The sequence below is a fragment of the Pseudooceanicola sp. NS-SX9 genome, assembly GCF_057380705.1.
In genome coordinates this window covers 3,160,959-3,175,656 of record NZ_CM170818.1, presented here as the reverse complement: position 1 = coordinate 3,175,656, position 14,698 = coordinate 3,160,959, and the positions used below count along the sequence as shown (strand labels likewise).

The window sequence follows — 14,698 nt, the reverse complement described above, 5'->3', positions numbered from 1 at the left end:
ACAGTAAGCGGGTGTCGTTCGAGGTTTCCGAAGGCAAGTGAAGTTGCTACAAGACGGTTTGAAGGCCCACATGTAAGAAAGAAAAGCAATGGAAATTATCAGGGGGTCGGCCAGGAAACCCGTTTCGACCGACAGGCTTGTTGAGACGTTCGAGAAACACTTTTCGCAACTGGAAGGTGTTCTTTATGTCGGCTACCCCGTCCTGTCTTCGTCTGATGAATCCATTTCTATTGACGCACTTCTCATATCGCGAGAGCACGGTGTAGTCGCCATCAACTTGGTTGAAGGCAAGGAAGCCCAGGGCTACGGTGAGCTGCAAGATGACGTCGCCAGTCTGCTTGATGCAAAATTCATGCAGCACAAATCTCTTCGTAAAGGTCGAAAGCTTCTCGCTGTGCCCGAGACATTGACCTACGCGCCTTTGCTACCGTCTGGAGAAGACGACGAAGGACGTAGGATTGTTAATGATGAGGAGATCGTACAAGCTATTCAATCTATTTCCTGGGGCGAGCCTGCGCTTTATGAATCGGTATTGTCTGTTATCCAGTCAATCTCGACCATTCGCAGGAATCGGCGGCGCAGAGCCAATGTCAGGTCCGATTCCCATGGAGCTGCACTCCAGCTCCTTGAGGAATCCATAGCAAATCTCGATGCCCGCCAAAGCAAAGCTGTTATCGAAACAGTTGAAGGCGTTCAACGGATTCGAGGACTTGCTGGCTCAGGCAAAACAATTGTTCTGGCGCTGAAGGCGGCTTATCTCCACTCTCAGAATCCAGATTGGAAGATTGCAGTTACCTTCAATACTCGTTCGCTTAAAGAGCAGTTCCTAAGACTGATCGAAACCTTCGTTGTGGAACAGACTGGCGAACAGCCAAACGAAAATATCAAAGTGATTAACGCATGGGGCGCACCCGGCGGCGCAAGTCGATCCGGAATCTATTATCAGTTCTGCGTGGAAAACGGCGCTTCCTATTATGATTTCCAGCAGGCTAAAAGCAAGTATGGCTATGATGGGGCTTTCGCTGGCGTAACAGCAGCTGCGCTATCTGAAGTTAAATCGATCAAGCCGATGTATGATGCTATTCTTATTGATGAAGCGCAAGACTTTGATCCGGCCTTTCTAAGGCTATGCTACCACTCTCTGGGCCCCGAGAAGCGGCTAGTCTATGCTTATGACGAACTACAGTCGCTCACGGATGCTAGCCTACCGGCACCAGAAGAAATTTTCGGTACAGACCAAAACAATAAGCCGCTTGTCACTTTCGACGGTTCGGTTGCGAGCCAAGACATCATCCTAGACAAATGTTATCGAAACTCGCGGCCAGTACTCGCTTCCGCTCATGCGCTGGGATTTGGAATTTATCGAGAGCCGGATAAAAAGCTCAACACTGGCCTCACGCAAATGTTTGATCGCGCAGAACTTTGGACAGATGTAGGATATGAGGTCTTAGACGGCCAACTTGAAGACGGCGAAAAGGTCTCCTTGGGGCGCACAAAGGTCGCCAGCCCAGAGTTTCTGGAGCGTCCGAGTGTAGTCGACGAGCTTATCATCTTTGAGAGCTTTCAGGATGTTAGCTCGCAGGCCCAATGGGTGGCTGATCAGATTATAAAGAACCTCACTTACGATGAGCTGAGGCCAGAAGACATTATCGTAATCAATCCAGACCCCATGAGCACAGCTAAACAGGTCGGCGCAATCAGGAAAATTCTCTTCGATAAGGGAATCCCTTCGCACTTGGCTGGCGTGGACACGTCGGGAGATGTGTTCTTCAAGCCTGATGAGGGCTCCGTTGCCTTTACTGGAATCTTCCGTGCAAAAGGAAATGAAGCCGGCATGGTCTACGTTATCAATGCCCAAGATTGCTACAGCTCCTTTGGGGAAATTGGCAAAGTTCGGAATAGACTCTTCACTGCGATGACCCGAAGCAAAGCCTGGGTGCGTGTCACCGGCGTCGGCCCAAATATGGATGGGTTGGTCAAGGAATATAACTCTATTGTGGAGCACGATTATCGCCTTGATTTCGTGTACCCCGACGAAGATCTACGTGCCCGACTACGAGTGGTTAACCGGGACATGTCTGCTGAAGAAAAGAAAAAAGTTAAATCCGCCAAGCAATCCATGTCTGTCATCGTGCAGCAGCTCGCGGCAGGAGACATTCAATTGGATGACTTGGCCGAAAGTGACATTCAAGCTCTCCGCGGTCTCCTGGGAAAGCAGTAAATGGGAGAGTTCAATTCGGTTGCCGCGGAAATTCGTGAGCTAACTTCGAAAATGATCGAAGTTGGCTTGTGTGTGGAAGCTAACTTTCCGAGCATGACAACCCATCCATCTGAAAAGGGCGCGGTGGATGAGGTGTCAATTTCGGGGCTGGAAGAGGCGTCAGCCGCGTTGCGCAATAGGCCTTATGCGGAAACCTATGAGGTACTCCGGCAAAAGAGAGCCTTCAATATGCGCCTGATTGATGGCGCCCTCGTGCAATTTCGCTACCGATTTCGGAAGAACGAGCTCTTGAAGCACGTACTTTCCTTCTACCCCTCTCCGGATTTGCTGGAGTATCAAAACGATCCAGAAATTTATGAGACTGATGTTCTCTTTGCTGAGGTTGTCATGAAAGATATCGTGACGACTCCCGTCCGATTTGACTTTGATCTTTCATCATTCCAGGATTACGTTCACCCAGCTTCGCATTTCACGGTGGGTCAGTATAAGAACTGTAGAATACCGGTAGTCGGCGCTTTAACGCCGTATCGATTCTTGAATTTTGTTCTTAGGGCTTTCTACAACACGCCGTATCACGAGCTCTGTTCGGAGTGGAAAGGCGGCGTTGCTGATTTCGCAGCAACGGCGACGAAACGAGAAAGAGCAGATTTATATTGGAGCTTCGACTAGAGCAGCCGACTTTCAATGCTCTTCATCGAAATTCCAGGATTGCTGCGGATCCTCTGGAGGCAGATCAAGGTCAGCGGTTCGGCAGACCTTTAATCCTGAGTGTCTTGCGTAGCTGTGCACATCCGCATCATCGGAATAAACTGTATGTGCTCCTTCAGCCTTCGCTATCGCGACGATTTGTCGGTCAAACTTTATCTTAGTTTTAGTGGCATCCGGGTTTGCAGCATCAATGCGATGTCCGCCCCTTTTTATTGCATCACTCATAGCGAGCGCCGCTTCGATAGCCGCCTTTTGGTCGAACGGGGCAATCCTAAATGCACCGTGCCCGTTAAGTACGTCAAGATATGACTGCATTGCAGTGCCCGCATGAACCAGTACCTCGCTCAGAACGGGTGTAGGGATTACGATTTTCTCCTTATCTGCGGTAAGATTGGCGATCAGGTGCTCAATCCGTTCAGCGGAACTCTCCACAAGATTGCCAGTATTTAAATCGACTGGCGCCTTGGCGCTTGGGTCCAAAACTAGCAGCAAAATTGAGCTATCGAAAACAACCATTAGTGTAAGCCGTTCCCCTTCTCCCGCAGAGCTTTCAGCGCGCCAATCGGATCGTCCATTTCCAACCAGTCGCTTCCTTCAATCTCGCGCATATGATCAATGACATCTTTAATGCTGCCCGGCGCGAGCACCACAAAATTGTCCACACGGAACTTTTTAAGAACCCAATTGCCCCCTTGATCGCGAAGCCATCTACCCGTCCCGAATATTCGCACTTCCTCGTACATATGTTTGGCGAGGCGTCGAGCGGTTTCGCGATTTGTGTCAATGCCAGTATACTTAATCCCGCCGTTTTGCAGCTGAAGGTGCACAGTCTGATCTGCGCCACTCACACTGACCAAGATACCATCTAGCGTTCCGTCCTGATTGAACGGACCGTATGTCTCTGGCTTAGCGCGCTCTACTCCCGGGAATGCAATTATTTCCGCGCTTTGATCATCGTTTTCGTATACGAAGCCTGTCGCATTATCTTCCGCAAGCAAGCGATCAATCTCTGCCTTAGCCTTATTTGCCTCGGGGCCTCCTTCGCCTCTTTTTACTTGGGCGATATGAGCTTCGACCTTAGGCACTTCTTCATGGTCAACTCTAGTCACGAGTTGCGTGCTCCCAGGCTTCAGCGTGTCGAAGTGAACCGCGGCGTCGTGGCCTAGCATGGCGGCGAGATTTTGCATGTACTGAGCCAGCCGAGCCATCGGAATGGTTTCGGGCGTGTAGGCCTTGATGTACAATGTGTAGTTCTTGCTCATGGTCTCACTCTTGACGGCCAACGGTAGTCGAGACGCCGCCTTCACCGTATCATCTAGCTTCACTGAATGGCAATAAAATCCAATGAACACATGTGTTTATGAAAGTGTGTTGAATTTCAGAATCTTAGATGGCTTCGCTGCGGCTGGGTAGCTCCGAGCACCTAAGCACTATGCAAGGGACAGACAATGGAACCACGAGCACATCCTGACAGCCACGAGTTGAACGACTGGCCCATGTATGGGCCTAAAAATCCAGAAATTGCTTACCTTGTTGACCGTCTTGCATATGAACATGGTCTGCGGATTGAGACGATCGAGGAAATCATTCTTCAAGCGCTACTGGATCGACTGAGCACCGAAGACGAGCGGCATGACGCCAAGACAGGCAAAGCGAAGTAAGATGATACTCTTGTCGTGGTTTGAAATGTGGTACGCAAGAAATCACCCTTCAAAAAAATGTTTAAAATCAATTCGTTGATGAAAAAATACACTTTCCTTCGTCTCCGCCACCCCCCTTCCTTCCGCATGTGGTACCCGACTTCTGGCGCAGGCCCGGGGGCTGTCCGTCCTGCCGGGGCTACCGCAAGGGCTCCGGGCATTGTAAGGGAGGGCACCCGACCACAGACCGGAAGACCCCAGCCATGCCCGCAGATCCGCTTCACGCCGTCGACATCACGCCGCCCGTCCAGCCGCTTGCCGGGCGGGTCACCCTGCCGGGGTCGAAATCCATCACCAACCGGGCGCTGCTGGTGGCGGCGCTGTCGCGGGGCACCAGCCGGCTGACCGGCGCGCTGACCAGCGATGACACCCGCCACATGATGACCGCCCTGCGCGCCATGGGGGTCGAGGTCACGCAGGACGGCACCACCTTTACCGTCACCTCTCCCGGGCATCTGGTCGCCCCGGAGGCGCCGCTTTTCCTGGGCAATGCCGGCACCGCCGTGCGCTTCCTGACCGCCGCCTGCGCCTTTGTCGAAGGCGAGGTCGTCATCACCGGCGATGCGCATATGCAGAAACGCCCGATCCGCCCCCTGGTCGACGCGCTGAACCGGCTGGGCGTCGATGCGGCCACCGAAACCGGCTGCCCGCCGGTGGTGATCCGGGGCAACCCGGGCGCGCTGGCCTCGCAGACGGAAAGGCTGCTGGAAATCGACGGCTCGCTCTCCAGCCAGTATGTCTCGGCGCTGCTGATGGCCGCGCCCGTGGCGCCGATGCCGATCCGGGTGCAGGTGACGGGCGGGGCCATCGGCTCGCGCGGATATGTCGACATCACGCTGTCCGTCATGCGCGCCTTTGGTGCCAAGGTCGAGGAGGTCGGCCCGCTGGCCTGGCTGATCCATCCGACGGGCTATGTGGCCGCGGATTACGCCATCGAACCCGATGCCTCGGCCGCGACCTACCTCTGGGCTGCCGAGGTGCTGACGGGCGGTGCCATCGACATCGGTGCCCAGGCTGATGGGATGAGCCAGCCTGACGCCCGCGCCCATGCGGTGATCGCGCAGTTCCCCCGGATGCCGGCGGAAATCGTCGGTGACCAGATGCAGGATGCGATCCCGACGCTGGCGGTCATGGCGATGTTCAACGAAACCCCGGTGCGCTTTACCGGCATTGCGAACCTGCGGGTCAAGGAATGCGACCGGATCCGGGCGCTGTCGACGGAACTGAACCGCATCCGCCCGGGTCTTGCCCGCGAAGAGGGCGACGACCTGATCGTCGAGGGCAGCCCCGCCTTCGCCGGCCAGACCCTGCCCGCCGAGATCGAGACCTATGCCGATCACCGCATCGCCATGTGCTTTGCCCTGGCCGGGCTGAAGGTGCAGGGGATCCGCATCCTGGATCCGGGCTGCACCTCCAAGACCTATCCCGAATACTGGCGCGACATGGCGTCCCTCGGGGTGGTGGTGACGCCGGTCGCCTGACCCTTGCATCAGGGCGGCGGATCGCTAAGGTCCGCCGCTGCCAGCGGAATGCCAGCCAGATCGACCACCGAGCCACGGGGGACGCCCCCGCAAGGAGCACGCATGTCCGCAGATGCCTACCGGCACGAGGCCTTCTTTCTGCCGTCCCCGGGGCCGCTTCGCCATCACATCCGTCTGCTGATCCCCGACCATGCGCCGCCGCCGGGCGGCTTTCCGGTGCTTTACGCGCTGGATGGCAATGCCGCGTTGCAGGACATCGACGCGCCGGTGCGCGCCCGCTGCGCCGAAGGCCCCGGTGCCGTGCTGGTGACGCTGGGCGCCGAAACCGACGCCCGCTTTGCCCGCATCGAGCGCACCCGTGACTACACGCCCCCCGATCCGCAGGGCCGCCCGGTGCTGGATCCGCACGGCCGCGCCGCCGGTGGCGCCGCCGCCTTCGAGGCCCTGCTGCCGCAGATCATCGCCGGGGCCGAAGGGCTGGCGCCGGTCGATGCCGGGCAAAGGTGGCTGTGGGGGCACAGCTATGGCGGGCTGTTCGTGTTGCGGCACGCGATGGGGCAGGGGGACACGCCCTTTGCCGGGGCGGTTGCCGCCAGTCCCGCGCTCTGGTGGGATAACCAGGCCTTCCTGCGCGGGCTGCAGGCGCAGCTGGCCGCCGGGCAGCGCCCGCGCCTTCCCGTCACCTTCCACTATGGCAGCGCCGAAAAGGCCCGCGCCACGCGCTCGCAGCGCCCCGAGGCCCGCGCCTTCATGGAAATGCGCGACGCGCTGCCCGAATCTGCCCTGCCGGACCTGGCGCAGGCCTTCGTGCGCGCCGGTCGCAGCCCCGGTCTGACCCTCTTCCCCGGCCTCTCGCATGGCGAAACCTACAGCCGCTCGGTCCGTGAAAGCTGGCGCGCGCTGGCGCTCGGCGTGCCGCTCTAAGCGCCTGAGCGGTCGAGGCAACGTGAGGGCGCCTGTGCTCCCGTCATTAGTTGACTAACTTTATCAGGAATACTAATCCTCGGCGCGTTCACCCCGCGCCGGAACCGCGGGGGGCGGGTCCGCCCTGGCCCCGCGCGAAGGCATGGCCTTCGGACCAGCCACAGCGCCGCTGCAAGCGAACAGGGACCTCTGAACATCGACGGGGCCGCGTGTCAGATGCCCCAAGCAGCGAAAGGTCTTTTCAGCATGACCCATGTTTCCGGTCAGCCGCGCCGCCGCCAGGGGAGCTGGCTTGTCGCCGCCGCCATCGCGGGCCTTCTGGTCACCGCAGGCAGCGTCCAGGCACAGGATGCCTTCACCAAAACCGGCACCTCGCACGGGCAGTTCATCGCCATGGCGGCCGCGCCCGGCCCGATCCTGCCGGGCACCAAGGTGGATCTGAAAGGGCGCAACCTGACCCCCGGCCAGAAGATCACCTTCCGCCAGAGCGGCGTTGCCCTGAACGGCGGTGAACCCGTCACCGTGGGCGCCGACGGCACCTTCAGCCTGGCCGTCTCGATCCCCGCCAATGCCGAGGTCGGCGCCTATCCGGTGGTCGCGGAATTCCAGGATCCGCCCTATGCCACCACCTTCGATGTCCGCGTGGCGCCCGATCTGGGCGATGTCGGCGCCGACAAGTTCACCGTTGCCGCCCATGACGGCGTGCCGGGCCTTTACCAGGTGGCCGAGGCCCCCTCGCTGAACGCGGTCTTCGTGGCCGCCGCCAACGGCCGCCCCCCGGTCGAGCAGAGCACGGTCGCGAAATACGATGCCAAGACCCTGAAGAAGATCGCCGAAGTCACGCCTCCGGCCTCTGACAAGGGCGGCGTCTATGCGGTCTATGGCCTGGATGTGGATGCCAAGGCGGGGCAGGTCTGGGTGACGAATTCGCGCCAGAACACCGTGGCGGTCTATTCCACCGACGACCTGAAGCTGATCAAGCAGTTCCCCGATGACAGCGTGGCGCATCCGCGCGACGTGAAGGTGTTTGACGGCAAGGCCTATGTCTCGGCCACCTTCACCCCCGATGTCGAGGTCTTCGACGAGAAGACCCTGGAACACGTCGCCACGATCGAGCTGAAATCCCGCAAGCGCGGCGAGACCTTCGGCACCGCGGGCCTGGCGCTGGATCCGGCCACGGGCACGCTTTATGTCGCGGGTCTTGGCACCTCCGAGGTCGCCGTGGTGGATCTGGCCTCCGGCAAGCAGACCGCCAGCTATGACGTGCCCGATGCCGAGCGTGTCATCGGTCTGGCCGTCGATCCCGAGCGCCACCACATCTACACCGCCAATGCCGGCAGCGATGACGTGTCGATCCTCGACATGGCCTCGGGCAAGCTGATCAAGAGCGTTCCGGTGGGCTCGATGCCGCTGAACGTGGCGGTGGCGAAGGATGGCGATGTCTACGTGGCGGTGCGCGCCTCGGGGACGGTTGCGGTGCTTTCGCCCGAGGGGGACGTGATCGGCAACCTCAAGATCGGCTCTTTCCCGAACCACCTGATCGCGGACGAGGACGGCGGCGTGCTGGTCGTCAACAAGCGTCAGGGCGATGACGATGCAACGGGCGACAAGATCACCCGCATCACCCTGAAAGACTAAGCCTTTCTCGGCCGCGCCCTCCGCAGGGCGCGGCCGTTTTCCAGAACGGAGTGCACCCGATGAAACCGCTCGAGCAGATCTTCCCGGCCGACCGTGCCGCGCTCTACCGCGCCAAGGGCTATTGGACCGGCGCCACCTTTCCTGCGCTGCTGCGCGACCGGGCCCGCGACTTTGCCGACCGGATCGCGCTGGTGCACCGTGATACCCGCGTCACCTATGCCCAGATGGCCGAGCGGTCGCAGTGCTTTGGTGCCGGTCTGGCGGGTCTGGGTCTGAAACCCGGCGACCGGGTGCTGGTCCAGCTGGGCAACACGCCCGATTTCTTCTACGCGACCTTCGGCCTGTTCGCTGCCGGTCTGATCCCGGTCTTTGCGCTGCCCGCCCATCGCCGCACCGAGATTGAGCACCTGCTGCGCAAGTCCGAGGCCTGCGGCCTGATCATCCCCGACAAGGCGGATGGCTTTGACTACCGCCCCCTCGCGGCCGAGCTTCAGGCGGACCTGCCGGGCCTGACACATGTCATCGTCGCGGGCGATCCGGGCGACAGCGGGTTCACCGCCATGGCCGATGTGCAGGGTGATCCGGCGACGCTGCCCGCCGATCCCGATCCCGAATCCGTAGCCTTCGTGCAGATCTCGGGCGGTTCGACGGGGCTGTCGAAACTGATCCCGCGCACCCATGACGACTATATCTATACCCTGCGCGAAAGCGCCCGGATCTGTGGCCTGACCCCCGACAGCAAGTTTCTTGCGGTGCTGCCCGTCGGCCACAACTTCACCATGTCGAGCCCCGGCACCTTCGGCACCTTCTACGCCGGCGGCACCGTGGTCCTGGGCCATTCGCCGGTCCCCGACGCGGCCTTCCCGCTGATCGCGAAGGAAGGCGTGACGATCACCGCGCTGGTGCCGCCGCTGGCCCTGCTGTGGCTGGATGCGGCCGAACGGATGAAACCCGAACTGCCCAGCCTTCAGGTCCTGCAGGTGGGCGGCGCCAAGTTCCTGCCCGAAAGCGCGCGCCGCGTGCGTCCGGTGCTGGGCTGCACCCTGCAGCAGGTCTTCGGCATGGCCGAGGGGCTGGTGAACTACACCCGCCTCGATGATGACGAGGAAACCATCGTCACCACCCAAGGGCGCCCGATTTCGCCCGATGACGAGATCCTGCTGCTGGATGACGCCGGAAACCCCGTCCCCGAGGGCACGCCCGGCCATGTGCTGACCCGCGGCCCCTACACGATCAACGCCTATCATGACGAGCCGGGCGCCAATGCCCGCAGCTTTGAAAACGACCATTACCGCTCGGGCGACATCGTGCTGCGGCGGGCGGATGGCAATCTGGTGGTGCAGGGTCGGGCGGGCGACCACATCAACCGCGCCGGTGAAAAGATCAGCGCCGAAGAGGTCGAGGACCACCTGCTGGCCCATCCCGGCGTCTTTGACGCGGTGGTGGTCTCGATCCCCGATGCCCATCTGGGCGAACGCATCTGCGCCTTCGTGAAACCCCGCGACGGCCATGTGCTGAAGGCGGTCGAGCTGCGCAAGTTCATGCGTGGCCGCCAGATCGCCGCCTTCAAGATCCCCGACGAGATCCGCTTTGTCGACGGTTTCGGCATCACTGCCGTCGGCAAGATCAGCCGCCGCCAGCTGCGCATCACCCTGCGCGACGAGGTGCTGGCAGACGAGGCCGCCCAGAAGGAACAAACCGCATGAGCGACACTGAACTGGCCCTGAGCCGCGACCAGATGCAGGCCGACATCGCCGCCCAGATCGGCATCCCCGTGGCCGAGGTCGAACCGGACGAAAGCCTGGTCGATCTGGGCCTTGATTCCATGCAGGTCATGACCCTGCTGATGCAATGGGGCGAGGTCATCCCGGGCCTGGAATTCTCGCTTTTCATGGAGGCCGAGACCTTCGAGGACTGGTGGCAGATCGCGGCCGGGGCGCAGGCAAAGTGAGCGTCGCGGGTGTGATCGAGGCGGGGCGTTTCGCGCTCGCCGACAGCCAGGATGGCATCTGGTACGCGCAGCGCCGCGATCCCGGCAGCCCGGTCTTCATGACCGGGCAGGCCCTGCACATCGACGGGCCGCTGGATGTGGCGGCCCTGTCGGAGGCGGTTGACCGGCTGGGACAAGAGGCCGAATGCCTGTCGCTGCGGTTCACGGAAACCCGCGACGGCCCGCGGCAATGGCTGCAACCGGGCGGCGCGCCGCGCCTTGCCCTGCGCGATCTCTCGGCCGAGGCCGACCCCGAAGCCGCCGCCCGTGCCGCCATCCTGGCCGAGGCCAAGGCCCCCGCCGATCTGGCCCATGGCCCGATCGCGGGCTTCACGCTGTGGGTGCTGGGCCCCGGGCGCCACATCCTGTCCGAGCGCATCCACCACCTTGCCGCCGACGGCTATGCCATGGTGCTGATCACCAACCGCCTGGCCGAGCTTTACAATGCCGCCGTCACCGGCACCGAACCCGGCCCCGCCTTTCCTTCCTATCGTCAGGCCATGGACGCGGATGCGGCCTATCGTGACGGCCCCAGACGCGACAAGGACCGCGCCTGGTGGCACGAGGCCCTTTCCGGGCTGGGGGCAGTCGAAGGGATGGCCCCCGGGGATGCGGCCTCGGCCCGCTGGTTCCACCGCGCCGAGGTGCCGCTGCCGGAAGCCGCCCGCAGCGCGCTGCATGATCTGGCCGCGCGCACGGGGCTGTCGTGGCCCGACATCCTGACCGCGCTTTCGGGCGCCTATGTGGCCCGCTGCCTGCCGCCCCGCGAAGACACCCCCGAGGTCGTGCTGGGCGTGCCGCTGATGAACCGGATGGGCACGAAGGCCTCGCGCGTGCCGGCCTCGATCGTCAACGTGCTGCCGCTGCGCCTTGCCGTGGACGAGGACGCGCCGCTGGCTGACTGGCTGGCCGCTGCCGCCGAACGCATGGCCGGGATGCGCCGGCATGGCCGTTACCGCGGCGAGGCGCTGCGCCGTGAACTGGGCCGGATCGGCGCCGGGCAGCGGCTGCACGGGCCGCTGGTCAACGTGCTGCCCTTCGATGCGACGCCCAAGATGGCGGGGCTGACGACGCGCCTGCAGATCCTGGGCGCGGGCTCTGTCGATGACCTGACCTTCTGCTTCCGTGGTGATGGCGGGGCGGGGCTGCTGGTGCAGGCCGATGCCAACCCGCATCTTTACGACCGCGCCATGACCACCGCCCATGCGGAACGGCTGACCGCCTTCCTGGCCGCAGCCCTTGGCGCAGAGCGTCTGGCCGATGTGCCGACGCTGACCCCGGCCGAGCATGAAACCCATGTGATCACACGCAACGCCACCGCCCATCCGGTGCCCGACACGACGCTGGCGGCGCTGATCCGCGACCGGCTGCGCGCCGCGCCCGATGCCCCCGCGCTGGTCTTCGGCGACACCCGGCTGAACGCCGCGCAGCTGGATGCGGCCATCGACGATCTGGCCGGCAATCTTGCCGCGCGCGGCATCGGCCCGGGCAGCGTCGTGGCCGTGGCGCTGCCGCGTTCGGTCGCGCTGATCGTGGCGCTGCAGGCGGTGGTGCGGGCGGGCGCGGCCTATGTGCCGCTCGACCCCGAGGATGCCTCGGCGCGGCGGGCTGACATGCTGGAACGCGCCGCGCCCCGGCTGGTGCTGGCCGAGGCGGGCTTTGACACCGCCGGTCAGGACGTGCCGGTGCTGCCGCCCGAGACCTGGTCCGAAGGCCCGCGTGCGCAGCCCACAGCCCCCGGGCCCGAGGATGCGGCCTATGTGCTGTTCACCTCCGGTTCGACCGGGCAGCCCAAGGGCGTGGTGATCGACCATCGGGCCATCGTGAACCGGCTGCTGTGGATGCGCGACCACTACGGTTTCGGCCCCGCAGACCGGATCCTGCAGAAGACGCCCGCCACCTTCGACGTGTCGGTCTGGGAATTCTTCCTGCCCTTCCTGTCGGGGGCGGCGCTGGTGGTGGCGCCCCCCGGCGCCCATCGCGATCCGGTCCAGCTGGCGGGGATCATCCGTGACGAGGCGATCACCACGCTGCATTTCGTGCCCTCGATGCTGTCGCTGTTCCTGGCGGCGCCGGCCTCGGCCGGGCTGGTGATCGACCGCGTCTTCGCCAGTGGCGAGGCCTTGCCCGCCAGCCTGGCGCGGCAGTTCGGCGAGCGCATCACCGGCACGCTGCACAACCTTTATGGCCCGACCGAGGCCGCCGTGGACGTCACCTATCAGCCTGCGACCGGGCAGGAGCAGGGTGCCTCGGTGCCGATCGGCAGGCCGGTGTGGAACACGCGCCTCTATCTGCTGGACCCGCGCGGACGGCCGGTGCCCGATGGGGTCGCGGGGCGGCTTTATCTGGCGGGGCGGCAACTGGCGCGCGGCTATCTGGGGCGGCCCGACCTGACGGCGGAACGGTTCCCGGCGGATCCCTTCGTGCCCGGTGAACGCATGTACGACACCGGCGATCTGGCGATGGCCGCGCCCGACGGCACGCTGACCTTCCTGGGCCGGATCGACCATCAGGTGAAGATCCGCGGCGTGCGCATCGAGCTGGGCGAGATCGAGGCCGCGCTGGAGGCCACAGGCCTTGTCACCCAGGCCGCTGTCCTTGCGCCCCCCGACCATGCGGGCAAGGCGCGGCTGGTGGCCTATGTGGTGGCGCCCGAAGCCGATGCCGACCATATCCGCGCGGCCCTGAGCGGTCGCCTTCCGGCGATGATGCAACCGGCCGCGATCCTGCGGCTGGATGCTTTCCCGCTGAACCCTTCAGGCAAGCTGGACCGCCGGCAACTTCCGGCGCCGCAGTTCGGCGATGCACCGGCCGCGCGTCCGGCCGCCCCCGGCACCGAAACTGTCCTGGCGGATCTTTATGCGCAGATCCTGGGCCTGCCCGGGCCTGCCTCGGCCGAGGCTGATTTCTTTGCCGCGGGCGGCGACAGCCTGAAGGCGGTGCAGCTGTCGCTGGCCATCGAGGAGGCCCTTGGCACCGACCCCGGCCTTGGCGCCATCTTCGAGGCCCCGGTGCTGGCGGATCTGGCGCAGCGGCTGGACCGCGCGGGGCACAGCGACGACGGCCTTGGGCCACTGGTGCGGCTGTCGAAGGGGCAGGGCGACAAGACGCTGTTCGCCATCCACCCGGCGGGCGGGATTTCCTGGTGCTATCGCCGTCTGGCGCGGCACCTGAAACCCTGGCAGGTCATCGGCGTGCAGTCGCCGCTGCTGGATCCCAACGCGCCGCTGCCCGACAGCCTGACGGCTCTGGCCGCGCAATATGCGGACTGGATCGCCGCGGAACGCCCCGAGGGGCCGCTGCATCTGCTGGGCTGGTCGCTGGGCGGCATCATCGCCCATGCCGTCGCGGCCGAACTGGAATCGCGCGGCCGCGAGGTCGCCGCGCTGATCCTGCTGGATGCCTATCCGTCCGAATGCTGGCGCAACGAGCCCGAGCCCGACGAGGGCGCCGCCCTGCGCGCGCTGCTGGCGATTGCGGGCCATGACCCCGATGCCTATCCGCATCTGGTGACGCGCGCGCAGATCCTGGGCTTCCTGCGGGAAACCGGCCATCCGCTGGGGCATCTGCCGATGGCGGCGCAGCACGGGGTGGTGCGCTCTGTCCAGCAGGTCAACCGGCTGGTGCGCGGCCATCACGAACCGCGCGTCGCGGTCCCCGTCACCCATGTGCACGCGCGCCTCGATCATGCGGGCAGCACCCGGACCCCGGCGCTGTGGCAGCCCTATGCAGGCGCGCTGCAGGTCTGGGACATCGACTGCCGCCATGCCGACATGGTGTCGGATCGCGTCAGCCGCCGCATCGCCGCCCATCTGGTGCCCGACCGCCCGGCCCATCGCCAGGACTGACGATCGCCGCTTTGCCGGTCAAATGACCGCCGCTGCCTCCGGGCCGCGGCGGTCATTCGTTTTCACGTGCCTGTCTTGCGCAATTGACTGGTACAGGTTTGCACGGAGTGTCACGAAAAGCTCAACTCAGAGGGGACGGAATTCCCGTACTCATTCGTTCCACACACATTATCCTTTTCCGTGATCCG

The 14,698-nt window shown here is 63.1% G+C and carries 11 protein-coding genes; 9 read left to right on the top strand and 2 right to left on the bottom strand.

The annotated features are described in order from the left end of the window. Positions 1 to 88 precede the first annotated feature (88 nt). Both AC2ITM_RS15065 and AC2ITM_RS15060 read left to right on the top strand, forming a co-directional pair. On the top strand, positions 89 to 2,221 hold the full coding sequence (locus AC2ITM_RS15065) for a DEAD/DEAH box helicase (RefSeq protein WP_486467446.1): 2,133 nt from the start codon (positions 89 to 91) through the stop codon (positions 2,219 to 2,221). Next, positions 2,222 to 2,890: a DUF2290 domain-containing protein gene (locus AC2ITM_RS15060; protein WP_486467445.1), complete on the top strand. Its 669-nt coding sequence runs from the start codon at positions 2,222 to 2,224 to the stop codon at positions 2,888 to 2,890. It begins immediately after the preceding gene. 12 nt (positions 2,891 to 2,902) lie between these two features. Here AC2ITM_RS15060 and AC2ITM_RS15055 read toward each other — a convergent pair whose 3' ends face one another. Together AC2ITM_RS15055 and AC2ITM_RS15050 are read right to left on the bottom strand one after the other, a co-directional pair. Further along, complete coding sequence (locus AC2ITM_RS15055; protein WP_486467444.1) at positions 2,903 to 3,445, bottom strand: hypothetical protein; 543 nt, start codon at positions 3,443 to 3,445, stop codon at positions 2,903 to 2,905. After that, positions 3,445 to 4,191 carry a hypothetical protein gene (locus tag AC2ITM_RS15050; protein ID WP_486467443.1) on the bottom strand — a complete coding sequence of 249 codons (747 nt, stop codon included), beginning with the start codon at positions 4,189 to 4,191 and terminating at the stop codon, positions 3,445 to 3,447. The genes AC2ITM_RS15055 and AC2ITM_RS15050 overlap by 1 nt, the downstream gene beginning before the upstream one ends. A 186-nt stretch (positions 4,192 to 4,377) precedes the next feature. Between AC2ITM_RS15050 and AC2ITM_RS15045 the strand changes: the two genes are divergently transcribed. The 7 genes from AC2ITM_RS15045 to AC2ITM_RS15015 all read left to right on the top strand — a co-directional run bounded on the left by AC2ITM_RS15045 (position 4,378) and on the right by AC2ITM_RS15015 (position 14,510). Further along, complete coding sequence (locus tag AC2ITM_RS15045; RefSeq protein ID WP_486467442.1) at positions 4,378 to 4,590, top strand: hypothetical protein; 213 nt, start codon at positions 4,378 to 4,380, stop codon at positions 4,588 to 4,590. 242 nt (positions 4,591 to 4,832) lie between these two features. Continuing rightward, a complete protein-coding gene (aroA, locus tag AC2ITM_RS15040) occupies positions 4,833 to 6,110 on the top strand; it encodes a 3-phosphoshikimate 1-carboxyvinyltransferase (protein ID WP_486467441.1) in 1,278 nt (425 codons plus the stop codon). Between the two features lie 102 nt (positions 6,111 to 6,212). Next, a complete protein-coding gene (locus AC2ITM_RS15035; protein ID WP_486467440.1) occupies positions 6,213 to 7,034 on the top strand; it encodes an alpha/beta hydrolase in 822 nt (273 codons plus the stop codon). A gap of 246 nt (positions 7,035 to 7,280) precedes the next feature. Beyond that, positions 7,281 to 8,672 carry a YncE family protein gene (locus AC2ITM_RS15030; protein ID WP_486467439.1) on the top strand — a complete coding sequence of 464 codons (1,392 nt, stop codon included), beginning with the start codon at positions 7,281 to 7,283 and terminating at the stop codon, positions 8,670 to 8,672. Positions 8,673 to 8,731: 59 nt separating this feature from the next. Next, positions 8,732 to 10,378, top strand: a complete 1,647-nt coding sequence (locus tag AC2ITM_RS15025) for a (2,3-dihydroxybenzoyl)adenylate synthase (protein ID WP_486467438.1) — start codon at positions 8,732 to 8,734, stop codon at positions 10,376 to 10,378. Beyond that, positions 10,375 to 10,623 carry a phosphopantetheine-binding protein gene (locus tag AC2ITM_RS15020; RefSeq protein ID WP_486467437.1) on the top strand — a complete coding sequence of 83 codons (249 nt, stop codon included), beginning with the start codon at positions 10,375 to 10,377 and terminating at the stop codon, positions 10,621 to 10,623. Before AC2ITM_RS15025 ends, AC2ITM_RS15020 begins: the two co-directional genes overlap by 4 nt. Beyond that, a complete protein-coding gene (locus AC2ITM_RS15015; protein WP_486467436.1) occupies positions 10,620 to 14,510 on the top strand; it encodes an amino acid adenylation domain-containing protein in 3,891 nt (1,296 codons plus the stop codon). The genes AC2ITM_RS15020 and AC2ITM_RS15015 overlap by 4 nt, the downstream gene beginning before the upstream one ends. The last annotated feature ends 188 nt before the right edge of the window (positions 14,511 to 14,698 follow it).

Bases quoted from the DNA above. Each gene is read 5' to 3' on its own strand.
- AC2ITM_RS15050 (WP_486467443.1), bottom strand. From the start codon at position 4,191: ATGAGCAAGAACTACACATTGTACATCAAGGCCTACACGCCCGAAACC.
- AC2ITM_RS15045 (WP_486467442.1), top strand. From the start codon at position 4,378: ATGGAACCACGAGCACATCCTGACAGCCACGAGTTGAACGACTGGCCC.
- AC2ITM_RS15055 (WP_486467444.1), bottom strand. From the start codon at position 3,445: ATGGTTGTTTTCGATAGCTCAATTTTGCTGCTAGTTTTGGACCCAAGC.
- AC2ITM_RS15020 (WP_486467437.1), top strand. From the start codon at position 10,375: ATGAGCGACACTGAACTGGCCCTGAGCCGCGACCAGATGCAGGCCGAC.
- AC2ITM_RS15060 (WP_486467445.1), top strand. From the start codon at position 2,222: ATGGGAGAGTTCAATTCGGTTGCCGCGGAAATTCGTGAGCTAACTTCG.
- AC2ITM_RS15035 (WP_486467440.1), top strand. From the start codon at position 6,213: ATGTCCGCAGATGCCTACCGGCACGAGGCCTTCTTTCTGCCGTCCCCG.
- AC2ITM_RS15025 (WP_486467438.1), top strand. From the start codon at position 8,732: ATGAAACCGCTCGAGCAGATCTTCCCGGCCGACCGTGCCGCGCTCTAC.
- aroA (WP_486467441.1), top strand. From the start codon at position 4,833: ATGCCCGCAGATCCGCTTCACGCCGTCGACATCACGCCGCCCGTCCAG.
- AC2ITM_RS15030 (WP_486467439.1), top strand. From the start codon at position 7,281: ATGACCCATGTTTCCGGTCAGCCGCGCCGCCGCCAGGGGAGCTGGCTT.
- AC2ITM_RS15065 (WP_486467446.1), top strand. From the start codon at position 89: ATGGAAATTATCAGGGGGTCGGCCAGGAAACCCGTTTCGACCGACAGG.